Genomic DNA, 17,104 nt, shown 5'->3' with positions numbered 1-17,104 from the left:
CGACAAGCCAGACCGATCGGAGCGAGACGGCATGGAAGCGGACGCGTTCGGGACCCGTCCCGGCGAGGAGATGGCGGCGCTGCCCGCGACCTTCGATGCCGGGCTCCACTTCATCGGGCGCCTGCGCACGCCCTGGCAGTCGCGTGCGGCGTGCCCGAAGAACGGGCTACAGACCGACTCCGTCTGCACCGTCGAGATCGAGCCGGCCTACGCTCCCGCCCTGCGCAACGTCACGGGCTGCACCCACCTGATCCTGCTCTACTGGATGGACCGGGCGACCCGCGGCTTGGTGGTCCAGCGTCCGCGCCACGCGGACGGCCCGCGCGGGACCTTCTCGCTGCGCTCGCCGGCCCGGCCGAACCCGATCGCCCTGTCGGTGGTGGAGCTGCTCGGCCGGGAGGGCGACACCCTCCGGGTGCGTGGCCTCGACTGCCTCGACGGCACTCCGCTCCTCGACATCAAGCCCTACTACGCCTCGACGGATTCCCGCCCCGACGCGCAGGTCGACCGCGCCGGCGCCGAGCCGTGAAACGCCTCGGTCTCGGGATCGTCGGCGGGCTCGCGCTCCTGGCGCTCGGCGGTCTCGCCGGCTGGCGCCTGCACAGGCCGGCCGCGGATGCGCGCGCCTACGCGGTGATGCGCCTCATCGCCGTGCAGGTGAGCCTGGACGAGGCGCCGCCGGATTACGTGTTCTGGGGCGGCGACTCGCAGGTCGAGCTGCAGCCCGGAGGCCAGCAGGTCTGCGGCCTGCCCGTGGTCAATGGTGGGGTCAGCGGCTCGACCGCGGCCGCCTATGCCGCGCACCTCGCCGGCCTGGCCTTCAAGGCGCATCCCCGGATCGCCGCGCTCACGATCGGGACCAACGACATCCTCGCCAAGAACAAACCCCGCGCCCCCGAGCCGGCGGCGCGGTTCGAGGCCTCCGCGGAGGCCATCGTGACGCGGCTCCAGGCCCTGAGCCCGCGCGTGGTGGTCACCGCCCTCCCCCCGGTCGGGCGCGCGATCGCGGACCTCGTCGACGCGGCGGCGGTCGGCGATTACTCGCAGCGGCTGCGCGCCCTGTGCGGGCGGCTCGGCTGCGTCTTCGCCGATCCCTTCGCGGCTCTGCGCGACGGCGAGACCGGCTATGCCAAGCCCGGCGCCCTGCGCGACGGGCTGCACCTCGCGGCTTTTAGGCCGGCGCTCCGGGCGCTGGAGCCGGCTTTGTGCGGGGGGTGAAGCCCTACTCCCACTCGATCGTGCCGGGCGGCTTCGAGGTGATGTCGTAGGTCACCCGGTTGATGCCCTTGACCTCGTTGATGATGCGGGTGGCGACCCGGCCGAGGAAGGCCATGTCGAACGGATAGAAGTCGGCCGTCATACCGTCCACCGAGGTGACGGCGCGGAGCGCGCAGACGTGGTCGTAGGTGCGGCCGTCGCCCATCACGCCTACGGTCTTCACCGGCAGGATCACCGCGAAGGCCTGCCAGATCGTGTCGTAGAGCCCGGCCTGCCGGATCTCGTCGAGGTAGATCGCGTCGGCCTTGCGCAGGGCCTCCAGCTTCTCGGCGGTGATCGTGCCGGGGCAGCGGATCGCAAGTCCCGGACCCGGGAACGGATGGCGGCCGACGAAGCCCTCGGGCAGGCCGAGTTCCTTGCCCAACACCCGGACCTCGTCCTTGAACAGCTCGCGCAGCGGCTCCACGAGCTTCATGTTCATGCGCTCGGGCAGGCCACCGACATTGTGGTGGCTCTTGATCGTCACGGACGGGCCGCCCGTGAACGATACGCTCTCGATCACGTCCGGGTAGAGCGTGCCCTGCGCGAGGAACTTCGCACCGCCGATCTTCTTCGATTCGGCCTCGAACACGTCGATGAACAGGCGACCGATGGTCTTGCGCTTGACCTCCGGGTCGCTGACGCCCTCCAGCGCCGCGAGGAACATCCCCGACGCCTCCACGTGGACCAGCGGGATGTTGTAGTGGTCGCGGAACAGGGCCACGACCTGCTCGGCCTCGCCCAGGCGCAGGAGCCCGTGATCCACGAACACGCAGGTGAGCTGGTCACCGATCGCCTCGTGGATCAGCACAGCCGCCACGGCGGAATCGACGCCGCCCGACAGGCCGCAGATCACCTTCTCAGAGCCGACCTGCTCGCGGATCTTGGCGATGGCCTCCTCGCGGTAGGCGCCCATGGTCCAGTCGCCCGAGCAGCCGGCGACGTCGCGCACGAAGTTCCGGATCAGCAGGGCGCCATGGGGCGTGTGCGCCACCTCCGGGTGGAACTGCACCGCGTAGTAGTTGCGGGCCTCATCGGCCACCGCCGCGAAGGGGGCGTTCTTCGAGATCGCCACAGTGGTGAAGCCGTCGGGCAGCTTGGTGACCCGGTCGCCGTGGCTCATCCAGACCGGGTACTTCTCGCCCTTATGCCACACGCCCTTGAACAGCGGGCAGTCAGCGAGGATCTCGACCTCGGCCCGGCCGAACTCCGCGTGATGGCCGCCCTCGACGGCGCCGCCGAGCTGGGCCGCCATGGTCTGCTGGCCGTAGCAGATGCCGAAGACCGGGACGCCGGACTCGAACACGAGCTGCGGCGCCCGGGGCGAGGCCTCGACGGTCACGGATTCGGGGCCGCCGGAGAGAATCACGCCCTTCGGCCGCTGCTCGCGGAACGCGGCCTCGGCCTTCGTGAATGGGACGATCTCGCAGTAGACGCCCTCCTCCCGCACCCGGCGGGCGATGAGCTGGGTCACCTGAGAGCCGAAATCGACGATCAGGATCTTGTCGTGGTCGGTGTTCATCGCGGGCGATTATCCGAAGGGCGGCGCGCGCGCAACGCGGATCCCCGGCGCGGGCTGGGGACCGGTGCGCAAGGCATGCGCCAGAATCCCGGTTCTCCCGATATCTCTTCTTCATCCTGAGGTGCGGCCGAGCCGCCTCGGAGGAGAGCTTCGGAGCGCGGCCGCTGGAGAACTCTGCGAGGCCCGCTGACGCGGGCACCTCAGGATGAGGTCGGGAGTAGAAGAGCGCGCAGGAAAAGGCGCTCAGTCGAAGTTGCGGACCTTGGCCGAGCCACCCAGGCTGATCGCGGGCTTCGATGGGGCACCGGCCAGGCTGACCTTCTTCTGGCCGGGGGGCGTCTTGGCGCGCAGCTGCGGCGCAGCCTCCGGCGCCGGCCGGGAGGGTTTCAGGTGCGCCTGCCCATGGATCACCGAACCGATCTCGCCCGCCACCCTGATGAGGTCGTCGCGCTCACAGGAGCGGGCTACCTTCAGCCCCAGCTTGTGCATGTGGCTCTTGCCGTAGAGGTAGGTGGCGAGCTGGGCACGCTTCAAGGGCGGAATCTGCTCCAGGATCAGCGGCAGGTCGAACTCGTCGGCCCGATAGACCGCGCCGAGGACCTCAAGGCTCACGGGGCAATCGACCTCGGGCTCGGCGCCGCTGGTCGGATGCGCTTGCGTCATGGATGCCTCTCGGGAGTGGATGGTTCGGGAGGATGGTCGGATGCCCCGGAGCCGGGGTCGAGTTCAACCCCTATCGGGGCAGTGAGGTTCGCAACGGCTTTCTGGGCGGGCGCCGGCTTCTCGCGTGCCGGTTCGGCCGCCGGCTTCCATTCCCCGAGGCACCCGGTACAAACGGATTCGATCACCGCCCGAGCATGGGCCTGCCGACGCGCCCACAACAGCTCCCGCGCCGTGCGCGCTGCCTCGGCCGCAGGCAGAGGCCGGATCCGGATGAAGAGCGGCTCCTCGGCCCGGGCCGGCGTCGCGGCGAGGGCGAGGAGACCCAGCAAGGCCAGGATCCAGCGGTCGAAACCGCCCGATCGTTCCGGAACCGGCGGCGCGGCGCACGTCATGCATCCCTCCCGGCAGAACCGAACCGAATACCTCCCGTCATAGGGTAAACCCCGCCTTAACGGGGCCGGCCCGCCCGGCGCATCGGTCACACACGCCGCGGGTCAAACTCGATCGGTTGCCGGGCAGCGAGCGTGACCGCATCGGTGTGGATTGGCGTGACCGCGTGCCGGAACTTCGGGACGCGAGAACGGTAGAACGTGAGGCGGGCCGTCCGAAGCACTGTCCCATGCCTCAGAGATTCGACTGGATCGCCTTCGTCGTCATGCTGCCGTTCCCCGGCATTGCTGGTCTGGAACCGGCTCCAGCTCCGGTGGAGCGGCGGCACGAAGGAACTCGAAGCGTCGACGAAATCGCAGAGCGCCGTGCCGCACGGGCTCTTAACGGTTCGTTAAGAGCCCGGCGGACACCTTTTCTTTACCGTTCCGGAGGGCCTGCCCATGACGATACCAGTCATCGCCCAAGCCGTAGTCATCCTGTGGGGCGCCGTGACGCTCGGCCTCTTGGCGCGAACCAGAGCTGCGGAGCCGACGTTGAGGCCGGTTACCGTCCGGACGGGGCGGCAGTCCGGCTGAGCGGCACTGCACGTCCCACCCCGTCGGCAGGCATCCCGTTGTCGGACGCCTACAAGGCTCGGCGCCGCTCCTGTGCCCGTCCCAACCAGAGGCTGTTGACCAGCCATGCCACGGACAGCGGGATCGCGGCGCCGGCGATCCCGGCGCTGCCCAGCCCGACACCTTGGATGCCGGTGAACGACCACGCCCCGACTTGGTCGCCCAAGCGATAAACGACCGTGTCGATGAAGCTCTTGGCCTTGTAGCGGTCCTCCCGCGGAACGACGGTGAACAGAACCTCCCGGACCGGGCGGGCGATGGCGAAATTGCCGGCGCGGCGCAGGACCTGAAAGGCCACGATGACGCCGATCGTCGGCCAGACGGCGAGCGCTGCGAAGCCCAGGATGCTGAAGGCGGGGAGGATGGCGAGCGTCAGCGCCACGCCGAGCCGGCTCACGATGCGCCCGGTGAGGAACAGCTGAACCCCCAGCGTCAGCACGTTCACCGCGAGGTCGACGCTGGCGAAGAAGGCGGTCTGGGCGCCGCGATCCGGGAAGCTGCGCTTCGCGATGCCGGCCTGCTCAAAGTACAGGAAGGTCGATGTCACCGAGAACAGCAGCAGGAACAGCGAGATGTTGAGGAGGTAGGGTGACGCGAAGGTCCGAGTCACGCCTGCCAGCGCGCTGCCGCCGATCGTCCGGTCCTGTCGATCCTCGGTGCTCTGGCCGCTCCCCGGCACCTCGTGCAGCCGGGTCGACAGGGCTGCGAGTCCGCGCATGCAGAACACCGCGATCTCAAGGAGCATCACCGCGCAGAGCATCAGCCCCCAGGTCGGGACGTTCTGGGCGAGGATCGCGGTGGTCGCCGACCCCGCGATGGCGCCGAGCGTCGCGCCGGCCGCGATGAAGCCGAACAGGCGCTTGCCCTGCGCGTTCGAGAACACGTCGACGATCGTCGCCCAGAAGATTGAGACCACGAACAGGTTGAAGATCGAGAGCCAGACGAAGAAGACCCGCCCGATCCAGACATTCCAATCCGGTGGCGCGAGGTAGAGCGTCAGCGCGAAAGCGAGGATGTTGGCCGCGAAGAACCGATAGGTGATCGGCACGAACCGTGCCCGCGGCATCCGTTTCACCAGGTAGGCGAAGGGCAGGTTGAGGCTCAGCATGCCCACCAAGGTCGCGGTGAACAGCCAGGGCAGATTCTCGATGCCTCCGGCCACGCCCATCTGGTCGCGGATCGGGCGGAGCACGTAATAGGCGGCCAGAATCGAGAAGATGTAGGCCCAGGACCAGGCAAGCGCCCTGCCCTCTCCTGAGTGTACGTCGATCAGGCGGGCGAGCGGGCCGCGGGCGGCTAGGGATTCAGGCATGGGCCGGCACACGCGCATCGGCCGCGGCAGCAAACGTCGCCCCTTCCCCTGTCGTAGGGAAAGGAGCGGGTCCCGCATGCATGCTCACTTCGCCAATCCGAGCTTCTCGCGCAGCTCCGGCGCGGTGACGTCGTGCCCGAAGCCCGGCGACCCCATGGCGAACTTGCCGGCCTCCTTGAGAGGGCCGACCACGACCGGATCGAAGCCGGCATCGCGGACCAGCCCCTCGGCCACTTTCAGCGCCTCGGGATCATCCCCGGCGATCGGGATCGCCATCCGACCGCCGGCCCGGTCCTTGCCGCCGTCCGCGCCTTCCTTGGCGAAGACCTTATAATTGGCCGCGTTGAAGGCCCGCACGAGCTTGGCGCCCGGGAAGTACTTGGCGGAGGTCGCACCGATGCCGTTGGCCTGAACCTCATCGTAGAGTGCTCCGTCACGCCGCTGGGTGGCGTTGCCGGCGTCGAGCACGATCTTGCCCTTCAGGGCTGGCCCGACCTCCGTCGCGACGTCCGGATAGGCCTTGTAGGGGACGGCGATGAACACGGCCTCACCGAACTTGATCGCCTCCTCGGGCGTGCCGGCCTTGGCCTTGGGGCCGAGTTCCGAGGTCATCGAGGCCAGGGCCTCCGGGTGGCGCGAGGCGAACATCACCTCGTGGCCGTCCTTGACCCAGAGGGCCCCGATCGTGCCGCCGATATTGCCGGCGCCGATCACCCCGATCCGGATCTTCTTGGTGCCATCCTGCGCCCCGGCCGGAAGAGCGGCAACCAGCGACAGCCCGGCCGCCAGGGCGAGCGCAGCGCGGCGCGTGGTAAGATCAGACCGCATCGATGAAGGCCTCCATCTGCTTGCGTTGGGACGCATCCGGGAGCATGCCCCGGGCGGCGCCGAGGTTGTCCTCGACATAGGCGGCCTTCGCCATACCGGGGATCGGGCAGGTCACGGCCGGGTTGCCGAGCACGTATTTGAGAAAGAACTGCGGCCAGCTCGCGCAGCCGAGGTCCTTGGCCACGGCGGGCAGCTCCTTGCCCTGCACTGCCCTGAACAGACGGTCGCGGCCGAAGGGCACGTTGGTCATCACCGCCATGCCGCGATCGGCGGCCAGCGGGATCACTCGCTCGGCCGTGGCGCGGTTGTCGATGGCATAGTTCACCTGGATGAAGTCGAGGCTCTCGCGCTTCATCACGGCCTCTAGGGCGTCGAGCTGGTTGTCGCGCCAGACCGTGACGCCGATGTAGCGGATGCGCTTTCGGCTCTTGAGATCGCGCAGCACCGCGAGATTATCGGTGACGTCGATCAGATTGTGGACCGCCACGAGATCAAGCGCGTCCACCTTCATCCGCTTGAGCGACCGCTCGAACTCAGCGAGCGTCTCCGCACGGCCGGTGGTATCCACCTTGCTGGCGAGGAAGATCTTCTGACGTAGGCCCTGTTCCGCCAGGATCACCCCGAGCACATCCTCGGCGCTCCCGTAGCTCGGCGCGGTGTCGATCACCGAGCCGCCGAGCGACACGAAGGTCTGCACCGCTTCCTTGAGCGGCGCGATCTTGTCGGGCGTCGGCTCGACCTCGTAGCGCCGCGACGTGCCGATGCCAATCGCCGGCAGCATCTCACCGGTTGACGGGATCGGCCGTCGGGCCAGTGGGTCTGCGGCCAGCGCGAAACGGGGAGCGAGCGGCGTGAGCGCCGCCGCGGCGATGACGGCACGACGGGATACGGACATGGCCGACCTCCGGGATGTCAGACGCCGAAGTGAGATAGGGCGCGGGCAGGCGCATGTGCATTCTTTATTCTCACGCTTGCGCGAGCGAGGCCGCGAGCATCCGCGACCCGGGCGCGCCCTACGGTTAATCCTCCTCGGGCGGATCCTCGAATTCGGCACCCTCGGTGTCGGGCGCGATGCGGAACCGGTATTCGTCGATGGCCAGGAAGGCGCGGTGCGCCGCCTGCGGATCGATTCCGTCGCGCACGACGAGCGTCTGGAAATCGATAAACAGGCGGGCGATGCGCGCGTCCTCGGACAGCGCGGCCAGCGCGGACGAGCTGGCGCCCGCGCGCATCATGTAGCGCTTTGCCTCGCCCGTCGTGTCAGGCGCGGGTAGCACGATGACCTGCCCGGCGGTCTCCGGCTTCAGCTCCGCCCAGCGGACGGGCGTCCAGGCGATGATGGCCTCGATTTGCTTCATCGGCACCTCCGGCAGGTCGGGACGACCCGCCTACCGGGTGCACGGACGCACGTCGAGGCCGCGGCCAGAGGGGATCAGCGCGCCTTCTCAACCTGCCCGCGGATTTCACCCTTCGGGTTCGCGGCGGTGTGGACGTTGAAGTAGAGCCGGCCGGCCTCAAGATCGGCGGCCTTGGCGTCGTCTAGGGTCGCCTCGCCGGAGAAGGGACTGCTGGCGGCGGTTACCGGCACCAGCACGCCGGCGTTCTCGCCGGGCTTCGCAGGGCCGTGGAAATGCGCCGCGGTCACCGGGCCGGTGAGGCCGCTATAGCTCCCGTTCCAACGCAGCGTCTTGGTGGCCGCGTCGAAGGTCGCGGTGACCTCGCCGGTTGCCTTCGACGCTGTCGCCGGCACCTCGCTGGCCCCGTTGAGGGTTGCCCGGTAGGTCATGCTCTCTCCCGCCGCAAAAGCGGCTGGAACCGCGACGGATGCAGATGCCGCGAGGGCGAGGAGGATGGAGAGGCGGGTTCCGGCGCGACGTGTCATCGAACACTCCCGAGTAGCAGGGCCCCGAGCGGGGCCATGTCCATCATAGCGGCGTTGGCTGGGCCTATCATGGGCACTCCTGCCGACCCTGCCCGATTTGCGTGACGGCCCTCCCGTTTGTTCACATTGAAATCGCGGTTTTCAGGCGCGAGCGATTTGCACGCGCAGGACCGTTGACACCGAGCGCCCAGCCTCCCTATACCCCGGCCGCTGGACGCGTCGCGGCCTTCGGGACGGATGCGGCTTGGGGCGGGGTAGCTCAGCTGGTTAGAGCAGAGGAATCATAATCCTTGTGTCGGGGGTTCAAATCCCTCCCTCGCTACCAAAGTTATGCAACCCCGCTAAGCACTTAGCGGGGTTTTTGTTTGCCTTGCTCTCTGCGGGTTTCGGCTTTAAATCCTAGAACAGCGCTAGCGCAGCCGAAAAAATTATCGTGCGGGCGTAACGGTTTGCTGGGGGCTCAGAAAGCAGCCTAGCGCACTTCTAGCGCAGTCCGCCGCACCGCAGTAACCAGACAGGGCCGCATCGTGAGCACCCCTGGCAACGTCCAAGCCGAGCGCTACCAGCTGTTCCAGCGCGCCGGCAGCACCAAGTGGCAGGTGCGCTTCAGCATCAAGGGCCAGGGCCAGTTCAAGCGGTCCCTCGACACCGACGACCTGCGAGAGGCCGAGCGGCGGGCGGATGCCATCTGGTACGAGGCCACCTACCGAGCCAAGCAGGGGCTCACGGCCAAGGCGCACACCTTCGAGAGCGTCGCTGAAGCCTACATCGCTCAGATCCTGCGCGAGGTGGAGCGCGGGGAGCGTCGCGCCGACCAGGGCAAGAGCGAGCCTGCCGTGATTCGCCGGTACTTCATCGGCTATTTTGGCCAGAAACCCATCGACGCGGTCACCGAGGTGGACCTGGAGCGCTACGCGGAATGGCGGCGCACCTACTGGACCGAGGGTCCCGGCAAGCTTGTCACACATATTGAGTACGAGCGCGACGGCCATCGCTTGCGCCGGCCTGTGCGACGCTCGGCACCGTCTCTGAGCCGGCAGCGCGGTGAGACCGTGGTGCTTCGAGCGCTGCTTCGCTGGGCCTCGCGGCAGGGCTACCTGAAAACCCCGCCGGAGATCAGCATCAAGGCGCGGCGCTCACCCGACAACCGGCGGCCGAGCTTCGAGCCGCACGAGTTCGCCAAGCTCGAGGCGGTGAGCCTCAGCCGTCTGGTGGACCCGATCATGGATGGCACGGGTGCCGAGGTGCGCGCCAGTGACCGGCGCAGCTGGCGCATCAAGCGGCTGGATGACCATACCCGGCGCGATCGCACCGTGCTGCACGCCTACGTGATGATCGGCGCCTTCTCAGGGCTGCGCCCGACCGAGATGTACAATCTGACCTGGGGCGACGTGCTGGGCTACCGCACCGGCAGGGGTAAGAGCGTGGATGACCGGGACATCCGGTTGCAGGTGCGCGGCAAGGGCAAGAGCGGCAAGGCCATCCCGCAGAAGGCGGCGATCCCGTGGTTCGACACACTGTGGATGCTGTTCGAGCGCAGTATGGGCCGAGAGCCCGCCGACACCGACCCGGTGTTTGCCAGTGAGCAAGGCAAGCGCATCACCTCGGTCGCCAACGGCTTCACGGAGCTCCTGAAGGCGGCTGGCCTGGAGCGGGATCACCGCGGCATCAAGCGAACTCCCTACTCGCTTCGGCATTTCTACATCAGCGAGCAGCTGGCCAACGGGGCCGAAGTGCTCGACGTGGCCCGGAACTGCCGCACCTCGCTCGCCATGATCGACAAGCACTACGGCCAGGTGCGGCTTGAGCGCGTCGTCGACCGCCTTCGGCCGGAGTGGACGCGCGCCTGAGCGCACTCATCTTTGCAGGAAATTTCAATCCTACGACCCTGACGCGCATCCCGGCGACCAAAGAGCGCGCCGCCGCTCCGGCGCGGAAAGTACGCCGCTGCCCTAGAAAATAGCTACAGGTTCCGCGCAGGGCAGTGCCTAGGGGCTGCACTCGTCGCAGTGGTGCCACTGCCGTGGGAATGGTAGCCAGCCCGGGCATAGCAGGAGGGCGGTGGTTGACGATCTTGCGGCGGCACAACGTCACGGTCACCGGCTCAGGAGCGCGAGCCATGGTCTTCGCCCATGGCTTCGGCTGCGACCAGAACATGTGGCGGTTCGTGGCTCCCGCGTTCGAGATGGATTTCCGGGTCATCCTGTTTGACCATGTCGGTGCCGGCGGGTCCGATCTGGCCGCTTATGATTCTGAGAAGTACAACTCGCTCAACGGGTATGCCGACGATGTCGTGGAGATCTGCCGCGAGCTCGGCGTCCAGCACGGCGTCTTCGTTGGTCACTCGGTCAGCGCTATGATCGGCATCCTCACGACAAAGGCGGCGCCTGACCTGTTCGACGATCTTGTCCTGATAGGCCCATCGCCGCGCTACATCGACGACGAAGGCTATATCGGCGGCTTCTCTGAGGTGCAGATCCGAGAGCTCCTTGAGTTTCTCGACAGCAACCACCTGGGCTGGTCGCAAGCTATGGCGCCGGTCATCATGGGCAACCCCGACCGGCCGGAGCTCGGAGATGAGTTGAATAACAGCTTCTGCCGGACCGATCCTGAGATCGCCAAGCAGTTCGCCCGCACGACCTTCCTGTCCGACAATCGCCAGGACCTCGAGGGTGTCACCACGCGAAGTCTGGTGCTTCAGTGCTCGGAGGACGTGATCGCGCCGCTTGCGGTGGGCGAGTACGTGCACCGGAAGATCGCGAACAGTCAGCTGGTGGTCATGAAGGCCACCGGCCATTGTCCGAACCTGAGCGCTCCGGAGGAGACCATCGCGGCGATCCGGACCTTTGTCTGAGGCGCGTGGCGTGACCGAGGATGCCCGCGCTCCGCAGCTGCGCCCTTCAGAGGATCTGGAAGACCTCTTCGAGAATGCGCCCTGCGGCTATCTCTCGGCCGAGCCAGGCGGGCGCATCACCAAGGTCAACCGAACGCTGTCCTCTTGGCTCGAATATGAGCGAGAGCAGCTCGTGGGGCGACGCTTTCAGGATCTTCTGAACATCGCCGGAAAGATCTACCACGAGACACATTTCGCACCTCTGCTGCGCATGCAGGGCTTCCTCAGCGAGGTTGCTCTGGACCTGGTGGGGCAAGGCGGTCGCGTGCTGCCAGTCCTGGTCAATGCGGTGGAACGGCGGGACGATGCAGGTGAGCTTCGCTTTATCCGCATCACCGTGTTCAACGCCTCCGATCGCCGGCGTTACGAGCGCGAGCTGCTGGAGGCGCGCCGGGCCGCCGAGACTGCCAACAGCGAGCTGCGCAAGCTCAACCTCGTCCTGGAAGCACGCGTGGCAGAGGCGGTGAACCAGCGGTTAAAGACTGAGGAGTTGCTGCGTCAGTCGCAGAAGATGGAGGCCGTCGGTCAGCTCACAGGCGGGGTGGCGCACGACTTCAACAACCTCTTGACCATCATCCGCTCCTCCGTCGAGTTCCTCCGTCGGCCCGAACTGCCCGAAGAGCGCAAGCAGCGCTACCTCGCCGCCGTGTCAGACACCGTGGAACGGGCCGCCAAGCTCACGAGTCAGCTCCTCGCTTTCGCGCGGCGGCAGGCACTCAAGCCCGAGGTGTTCGATGTCGGCCCGCGGCTGCGCAGCGTGGCCGAGATGCTCGACAGCATCACGGGTGCGCGGATCCACGTTCTGATAGAGGTGCCCGCGACAGCCTGCTTCGTGCGCGCCGACATCAGCCAGTTCGAGACAGCGCTCATCAATATGGCGGTGAACGCCCGGGATGCTATGGACGGGCAGGGCACGCTGACCCTGCGGCTTGCCTGCGGTGTGCCGCTGCCGCCGATACGCGGGCATGCAGGAGCTCCCGGTCGGTTCGCCGCGCTGTCGCTGACCGATACCGGTTCAGGCATTTCGTCCGACCAGATCGGGCGCATCTTCGAGCCCTTCTTCACGACGAAGGAAGTGGGTCAGGGGACCGGCCTCGGCCTGTCCCAGGTGTTCGGCTTTGCCAAGCAGTCCGGCGGCGATGTGGCTGTCGCAAGCGCGCGGGGAGAGGGCACGACTTTCACACTCTACTTGCCCGAGACCGGGGCCCCCCATGAGCAGCAAGAGTCTGAGAGCGACGCCAGCGTATCACCGGCGGGCGTTGGTCAGCGTGTGCTGCTCGTAGAGGACAACATTGAGGTGGGCCACTTCGCAGCCCAGATCCTGCAGGACCTTGGGTTTGAGACGACCTGGGCGGCCAATGCCGAGGAGGCACTGGACACGCTTGGGCCCACCGGCGCCGCGTTCGACGCGGTGTTCTCGGACGTGATGATGCCGGGCATCGGCGGCATCGAGTTGGCGAAGATGCTGCGGGTTCGGATGCCGGACCTGCCGGTGGTGCTGACCTCGGGCTACAGCGACGTGCTGGCTCAAGAGGGAACGCACGGCTTCGAACTCCTCCACAAGCCATACTCGATTGAGCAAGTCTCGCGCGTACTGAGCAGGGCGACGGGCAGGCGGCGCCGGCGCACGTCGACTGGATAGCGCGTCGGCGTTGCGCAAAACCTGAAACGGAGCAGGCGGTTGGTCAGCTTGCAACGGCATGCCGCGCTATGCGGCCGCGCAGAGCAGCGGCTGGTGGCGCGTTTCCGCCACCCAGGCATCCCTCTCGGAACGAACAGCAGCGAGCTCCTCCTGCAGGGCTTGAATTTCCGCGTGGAGCTCGCCTGCATCGACAGCCATCTCGATGCACTGGTCCTGCGACTCGGCGAGCTGGATCCGCAGCTCGGCAACCTCGGCCGCCAGTTCGAGAATGGTCACGTTGGGCGCTTGCACGACGACCTCCGTCTCTGCTTGCCGACGCTACGCCGGAGCGGGACCAGGGCTTCCGACGCCGCTCCTTACCGAAATGCTACCGGCTGCCCGCGATTGCCGTGGATGATCGCAATGCCTTCGAAAGGAGCCCTATTGAGCTGTGGACTGACACGAAGGCCGCGGCCCGCATTGCCCCGTCGCCGACGTCAACTCGTGCACCGGCCTCTGGAGAACGCACGCATATGCTGTGGACGCTGCTGGGGCGAACCTCGCGGCTAAGACGCACCGCGCGTAACCCTTACTCCAGGCCGCACCGCATCGGGGCAGCCTGAGGGTTGGAGTGACGGGGCGAGCGTGGCGTGAGCGATCCTCTCGACAGCATCGCGGGCGTCCTTGAGAGCACGGGTGAGTACCGCGTGCTGCGCCGATTGCAGCCGCTAGCCGACCACCCGGACGCCCCGGACGAACCCACGTTCATCGGTCTGGTGGTCGATGTGGAGACCACCGGCACGGACTTCGTCGGGGACGAGGTGATCGAGCTCGGCATCGTCAAATTCGAGTATGGCGCCAGCGGTCGCATCTATCGCGTGCTCGATACCCTGAACCAGCTGCACCAGCCCGCAAAGCCAATCCCGCCGGAGATCACCCGGCTGACCGGCATCAGCGACGCCGACGTGGCCGGGCAGCGGATCGACGATGCGGCGGTGGCACGTATAGCAACGGATGCCGCGGTGGTGATCGCGCACAACGCCAGCTTCGACCGCCAGATGTGTGAGCCGCGCTGGCCGGTGTTCCGCGACAAGAACTGGGGCTGCTCGTGTCAACAGATCCCGTGGCGCGCTGAGGGCCACGAGGGTCTGAAGCTCGGCTACCTGCTTGCCGACTACGGATTCTTTCACCGTGGGCACCGTGCGATCGACGACTGCCACGCACTGCTGGCATTGCTCGCCCGGCCCTTGCGGATTTCCGGTCAGCTGGCGCTGGCCGCCCTGCTGGAGACTGCCAGAAGACCGACAGTCCGGTTGTGGGCTGAGGGATCCCCAATCACCACCAAGGACGTGCTCAAAGCCCGGCGCTACCGGTGGAGCGGCCAGCGGCGTAGCTGGTACATCGACCTCGATGAGGCACAGATCGAGGTAGAGCGCACCTTCCTCAGCGAACAAGTCTTCGGCCGCTCCGTTGCCAACCTGCCGGCCGACCGGTTCACCGCGCGCGACCGTTTCTCCGCCCGAACCAATCCCGACTGGTGAGCCGCCAAACCCTATCGCGCGGTACAGGCGCAAAAGCCCGTGAGGCACCTCGGGACACAACCAGCGGGGCCGCGGCGATCAAGTCCATGCGCGCAGCCTCGTCGACGAGCGGTGCGGTCAGCAGCTGTTCAAGCCACCTTCGTTGAAGGGCTGCTCATAATGGCATTGCAGACCCTCGGCTGGATTGAACTTCACGAAGAAGGCTTCCGCAGCTTCCATGTCGCGGTCGCGTGCGCGACGAGCTGTCCGTCCCCGTCGAATGCATGGGATTGCAGGTAGGATATACCGCGACCCCGACGCAGGAAGCTTCCTTTGCAGCGCACAAGCCCCGCCATCACTGAAGCGAGATACTGGACCTTCATCTCCAACGTCGCGCCCGCTCCGTCCACATGATGCAGCAGGTGCCCCATCGATACATCCATCGCTGTCGCGAGAACGCCGCCGTGGAGTGTGCCCTGCGGATTGAATAGAGGCGGTACGGCCTCGAACTGAACGATGCACGTCTCGTCAATGTAGGAGACTTCGAACCCCAGGAGGCGGGAGAGGAAGAACGAACCGAACTGCTGAGCTTCGCTCGCCTGGGCCCGCGCCAACATGGCGGTGCCGAGCGCCGCACGCCGGTTTGCCTGCTCGTCAGTCATGCAGCAGTCTCACCTGTTCGAGGACGTCCGAATGCGCCCTCGGCATCAAGCCGTTCAACCGCGGCCGTGTCGAGATCAAGCCAATCGGCGAGCACGGCAGGCGTATGCTCCCCGAGCATCGGCGGCCGCACAGCATCCGGAGGCGCTTGGTCATCGAAGCGGATTGCACTTGCTAGATAGCGTACGTCCCCCGCTGTGGGATGGTTAAATCTCCGGGTCACCCCTCGTTCGGCCAGCTGCGGCGCCTCACAAACCTCCCCGACAGTCCGGATCGCACCGCACGGCACGCCGGCCCGGCCGAGAAGCGCGATCCAGTGTTCGCGCGGCTTGCGCAAGAAGATCGGCTCCAGGATCGCCTTGAGCTCTGGGCGCCGCGCTGCCCGTTCCGACGCCCGACCAAACTCAATTCGCGAGGCGAGATCCGGTAGGTCGAGAGCACGGCAAAAGCTGCTCCAGAAGCGGTCGTTCGCGACGCCGACGTTGATCCAACCGTCCGCGGCCTGGAAGGTCTCGTATGGGCTGATCGTCGGATGCGCGTTACCCCGTCGCCGTGGGCTCGTTCCTGCGGCGAAGTACATGCCGGCGTTGAAGGTCAACAGGGAGGCCATGGCGTCGAGCATCGACACGTCGACGCGGCCACCCGTGCCGGTGCGCGCGCGCTGCATTAGAGCAGAGAGCACCGCCTGGGCCCCGTACAAGCCGGTCACCAGATCGGCGATCGACGTGCCGACCTTCGTGGGCGGACCATCCGGATCCCCGGTGATGTCCATGACGCCTGACTCGCCCTGCACGATCAGATCGTATCCGGGCCGGCCGGCGTCCGGTCCCGTCTGCCCGAAGCCCGAAATGGCGCAGTAGATCAGGCGCTCGTTCCGGCGCCGCAGCGCCTCGTAGCCGAGGCCGAGGCGGTCCATGGTGCCGGGCCGGAAGTTCTCGATCACGATGTCGGCCGTGGCGGCGAGCGCGACGACGAGGTCACGCCCGGCCGCGGATTTCAGGTCGACCGCGCAGCTTCGCTTGTTGCGATTGATCGACAGGAAGTATGCACTCTCGCCGCCCACGAACGGAGGTCCATAGGTTCGGGCTTCATCCCCCTTGCCGGGCTCCTCGATCTTGACGATGTCCGCGCCGAGATCGCCGAGCTGCATGGTCGCGAACGGACCGGAGACGACACGGCAGAGATCGAGGATCTTGACGCCCGCCAAAGGCTTCCCGTCAGACCATGACATGGGCGAGATCCGTCATGGTGGAGACCGTGATGTCGGGCTGATAGGGCGTGCGCTCGAACGGCCGGTCTCGGCGGTTGATCATCGCGGTCCGCATCCCGGCAGCTTTTGCACCGATGACGTCGAAGGCGTGATTGGCCACGAACAGGATTTGGTCCATGCTCAGGCCCAGGATCTCGGCGGCCTTGGTGTAGGTCGCCACGTGCGGCTTGAAGGCGTTCGCCTCCGCGACCGAGATGACTTTGTCGAAGGGCACCTTGTGGTACTGCTTGGCCGTCTCCAGCATGTCCGGATCGCCGTTTGAGAGGACGACGAGCTGATACTTCGTCTGAAGGCGGGCCAGCGCCTCGGGCACCTCGGGGAAGCACTCCAACTTCTCGATCTCGGCGACGAGATCGCGGACCTCGTCCATGGTGTAGTGAATTCCGGACCTCTCCAGCACATGGGCCACGGCGCGTTGCCCGATTTCGCGGTAAGGCGTGTGCTCCTTGTGCAGGAGGGCGTCGATCATGGAGTTCTCGAAGTGCGTGCGGCGCCACCACGTCACGAACGAGTTGGGGTTGCCCGTCCAGCCCTTCGCCTTGAGGAAGGGCGTCGCGATTTTGACGAGCCCGCCCTGCATGTCCACGACCGTCCCGTACTGGTCGAACATGCAGACCTTGATGGTCTTCTTCAGATCGTCGGCGATGGCCATCTTTCTGCCTCGGCATTGAA

17 protein-coding genes and 1 tRNA gene are annotated in these 17,104 nt (G+C 66.8%); 7 read left to right on the top strand and 11 right to left on the bottom strand.

The features are described 5' to 3' along the window. The first annotated feature begins 31 nt into the window (after positions 1-31). Both tsaA and ACYCO6_RS09285 read left to right on the top strand, forming a co-directional pair. A complete protein-coding gene (tsaA, locus tag ACYCO6_RS09290; RefSeq protein ID WP_459771317.1) occupies positions 32-529 on the top strand; it encodes a tRNA (N6-threonylcarbamoyladenosine(37)-N6)-methyltransferase TrmO in 498 nt (165 codons plus the stop codon). Beyond that, positions 526-1,218 (top strand): SGNH/GDSL hydrolase family protein, encoded by a 693-nt coding sequence (locus tag ACYCO6_RS09285; protein WP_459771315.1) that lies wholly within the window; start codon positions 526-528, stop codon positions 1,216-1,218. The genes tsaA and ACYCO6_RS09285 overlap by 4 nt, the downstream gene beginning before the upstream one ends. A gap of 4 nt (positions 1,219-1,222) precedes the next feature. Here ACYCO6_RS09285 and guaA read toward each other — a convergent pair whose 3' ends face one another. The 7 genes from guaA to ACYCO6_RS09250 all read right to left on the bottom strand — a co-directional run bounded on the left by guaA (position 1,223) and on the right by ACYCO6_RS09250 (position 8,468). After that, entirely contained in the window at positions 1,223-2,779 is a 1,557-nt protein-coding gene (guaA, locus tag ACYCO6_RS09280) for a glutamine-hydrolyzing GMP synthase (RefSeq protein ID WP_459771313.1), read from the bottom strand. 243 nt (positions 2,780-3,022) lie between these two features. Beyond that, a complete protein-coding gene (locus ACYCO6_RS09275; RefSeq protein ID WP_459771311.1) occupies positions 3,023-3,442 on the bottom strand; it encodes a hypothetical protein in 420 nt (139 codons plus the stop codon). Positions 3,443-4,456: 1,014 nt separating this feature from the next. After that, a complete protein-coding gene (locus ACYCO6_RS09270; RefSeq protein WP_459771309.1) occupies positions 4,457-5,758 on the bottom strand; it encodes an NTP/NDP exchange transporter in 1,302 nt (433 codons plus the stop codon). Positions 5,759-5,842: 84 nt separating this feature from the next. Continuing rightward, positions 5,843-6,586 carry an NADPH-dependent F420 reductase gene (locus tag ACYCO6_RS09265; RefSeq protein WP_459771307.1) on the bottom strand — a complete coding sequence of 248 codons (744 nt, stop codon included), beginning with the start codon at positions 6,584-6,586 and terminating at the stop codon, positions 5,843-5,845. Next, positions 6,576-7,481 carry an aldo/keto reductase gene (locus ACYCO6_RS09260; RefSeq protein ID WP_459771305.1) on the bottom strand — a complete coding sequence of 302 codons (906 nt, stop codon included), beginning with the start codon at positions 7,479-7,481 and terminating at the stop codon, positions 6,576-6,578. The genes ACYCO6_RS09265 and ACYCO6_RS09260 overlap by 11 nt, the downstream gene beginning before the upstream one ends. 124 nt (positions 7,482-7,605) lie before the next feature. Next, positions 7,606-7,944, bottom strand: a complete 339-nt coding sequence (locus ACYCO6_RS09255; RefSeq protein ID WP_459771303.1) for a hypothetical protein — start codon at positions 7,942-7,944, stop codon at positions 7,606-7,608. 74 nt (positions 7,945-8,018) lie between these two features. Continuing rightward, complete coding sequence (locus tag ACYCO6_RS09250) at positions 8,019-8,468, bottom strand: CHRD domain-containing protein (protein WP_459771301.1); 450 nt, start codon at positions 8,466-8,468, stop codon at positions 8,019-8,021. A gap of 248 nt (positions 8,469-8,716) precedes the next feature. Here ACYCO6_RS09250 and ACYCO6_RS09245 point away from each other — a divergent pair. From ACYCO6_RS09245 to ACYCO6_RS09230, 4 genes are all read left to right on the top strand, one after another. Continuing rightward, positions 8,717-8,793, top strand: a tRNA-Met gene (locus ACYCO6_RS09245). A gap of 202 nt (positions 8,794-8,995) precedes the next feature. After that, positions 8,996-10,318, top strand: coding sequence for a tyrosine-type recombinase/integrase (locus ACYCO6_RS09240; protein ID WP_459771298.1), 1,323 nt, complete (start codon positions 8,996-8,998; stop codon positions 10,316-10,318). Positions 10,319-10,497: 179 nt separating this feature from the next. After that, positions 10,498-11,322, top strand: coding sequence for an alpha/beta fold hydrolase (locus ACYCO6_RS09235; protein ID WP_459773487.1), 825 nt, complete (start codon positions 10,498-10,500; stop codon positions 11,320-11,322). Positions 11,323-11,332: 10 nt separating this feature from the next. After that, positions 11,333-13,003, top strand: a complete 1,671-nt coding sequence (locus ACYCO6_RS09230; RefSeq protein ID WP_459771295.1) for an ATP-binding protein — start codon at positions 11,333-11,335, stop codon at positions 13,001-13,003. Between the two features lie 66 nt (positions 13,004-13,069). Here ACYCO6_RS09230 and ACYCO6_RS09225 read toward each other — a convergent pair whose 3' ends face one another. Continuing rightward, positions 13,070-13,294, bottom strand: a complete 225-nt coding sequence (locus tag ACYCO6_RS09225; RefSeq protein ID WP_459771293.1) for a hypothetical protein — start codon at positions 13,292-13,294, stop codon at positions 13,070-13,072. A 338-nt stretch (positions 13,295-13,632) separates the two neighbouring features. On the opposite strand from ACYCO6_RS09225, the gene ACYCO6_RS09220 reads away from it, so the two are divergent. Beyond that, complete coding sequence (locus tag ACYCO6_RS09220) at positions 13,633-14,523, top strand: 3'-5' exonuclease (protein WP_459771292.1); 891 nt, start codon at positions 13,633-13,635, stop codon at positions 14,521-14,523. A 191-nt stretch (positions 14,524-14,714) separates the two neighbouring features. On the opposite strand, the gene ACYCO6_RS09215 is transcribed toward ACYCO6_RS09220, so the two are convergent. From ACYCO6_RS09215 to ACYCO6_RS09205, 3 genes are read right to left on the bottom strand one after another with little or no spacing between them, the layout of a single operon-like run. Next, positions 14,715-15,164, bottom strand: coding sequence for a PaaI family thioesterase (locus tag ACYCO6_RS09215; RefSeq protein ID WP_459771290.1), 450 nt, complete (start codon positions 15,162-15,164; stop codon positions 14,715-14,717). Continuing rightward, complete coding sequence (locus tag ACYCO6_RS09210; RefSeq protein ID WP_459771288.1) at positions 15,161-16,393, bottom strand: CaiB/BaiF CoA transferase family protein; 1,233 nt, start codon at positions 16,391-16,393, stop codon at positions 15,161-15,163. Before ACYCO6_RS09210 ends, ACYCO6_RS09215 begins: the two co-directional genes overlap by 4 nt. Further along, a complete protein-coding gene (locus ACYCO6_RS09205) occupies positions 16,380-17,084 on the bottom strand; it encodes a haloacid dehalogenase type II (RefSeq protein ID WP_459771286.1) in 705 nt (234 codons plus the stop codon). The genes ACYCO6_RS09210 and ACYCO6_RS09205 overlap by 14 nt, the downstream gene beginning before the upstream one ends. Positions 17,085-17,104: the final 20 nt, after the last annotated feature.

It is taken from the genome of Methylobacterium sp. CM6257, from assembly GCF_054611515.1.
This window is presented reverse-complemented; position numbering and strand designations above follow the sequence as displayed.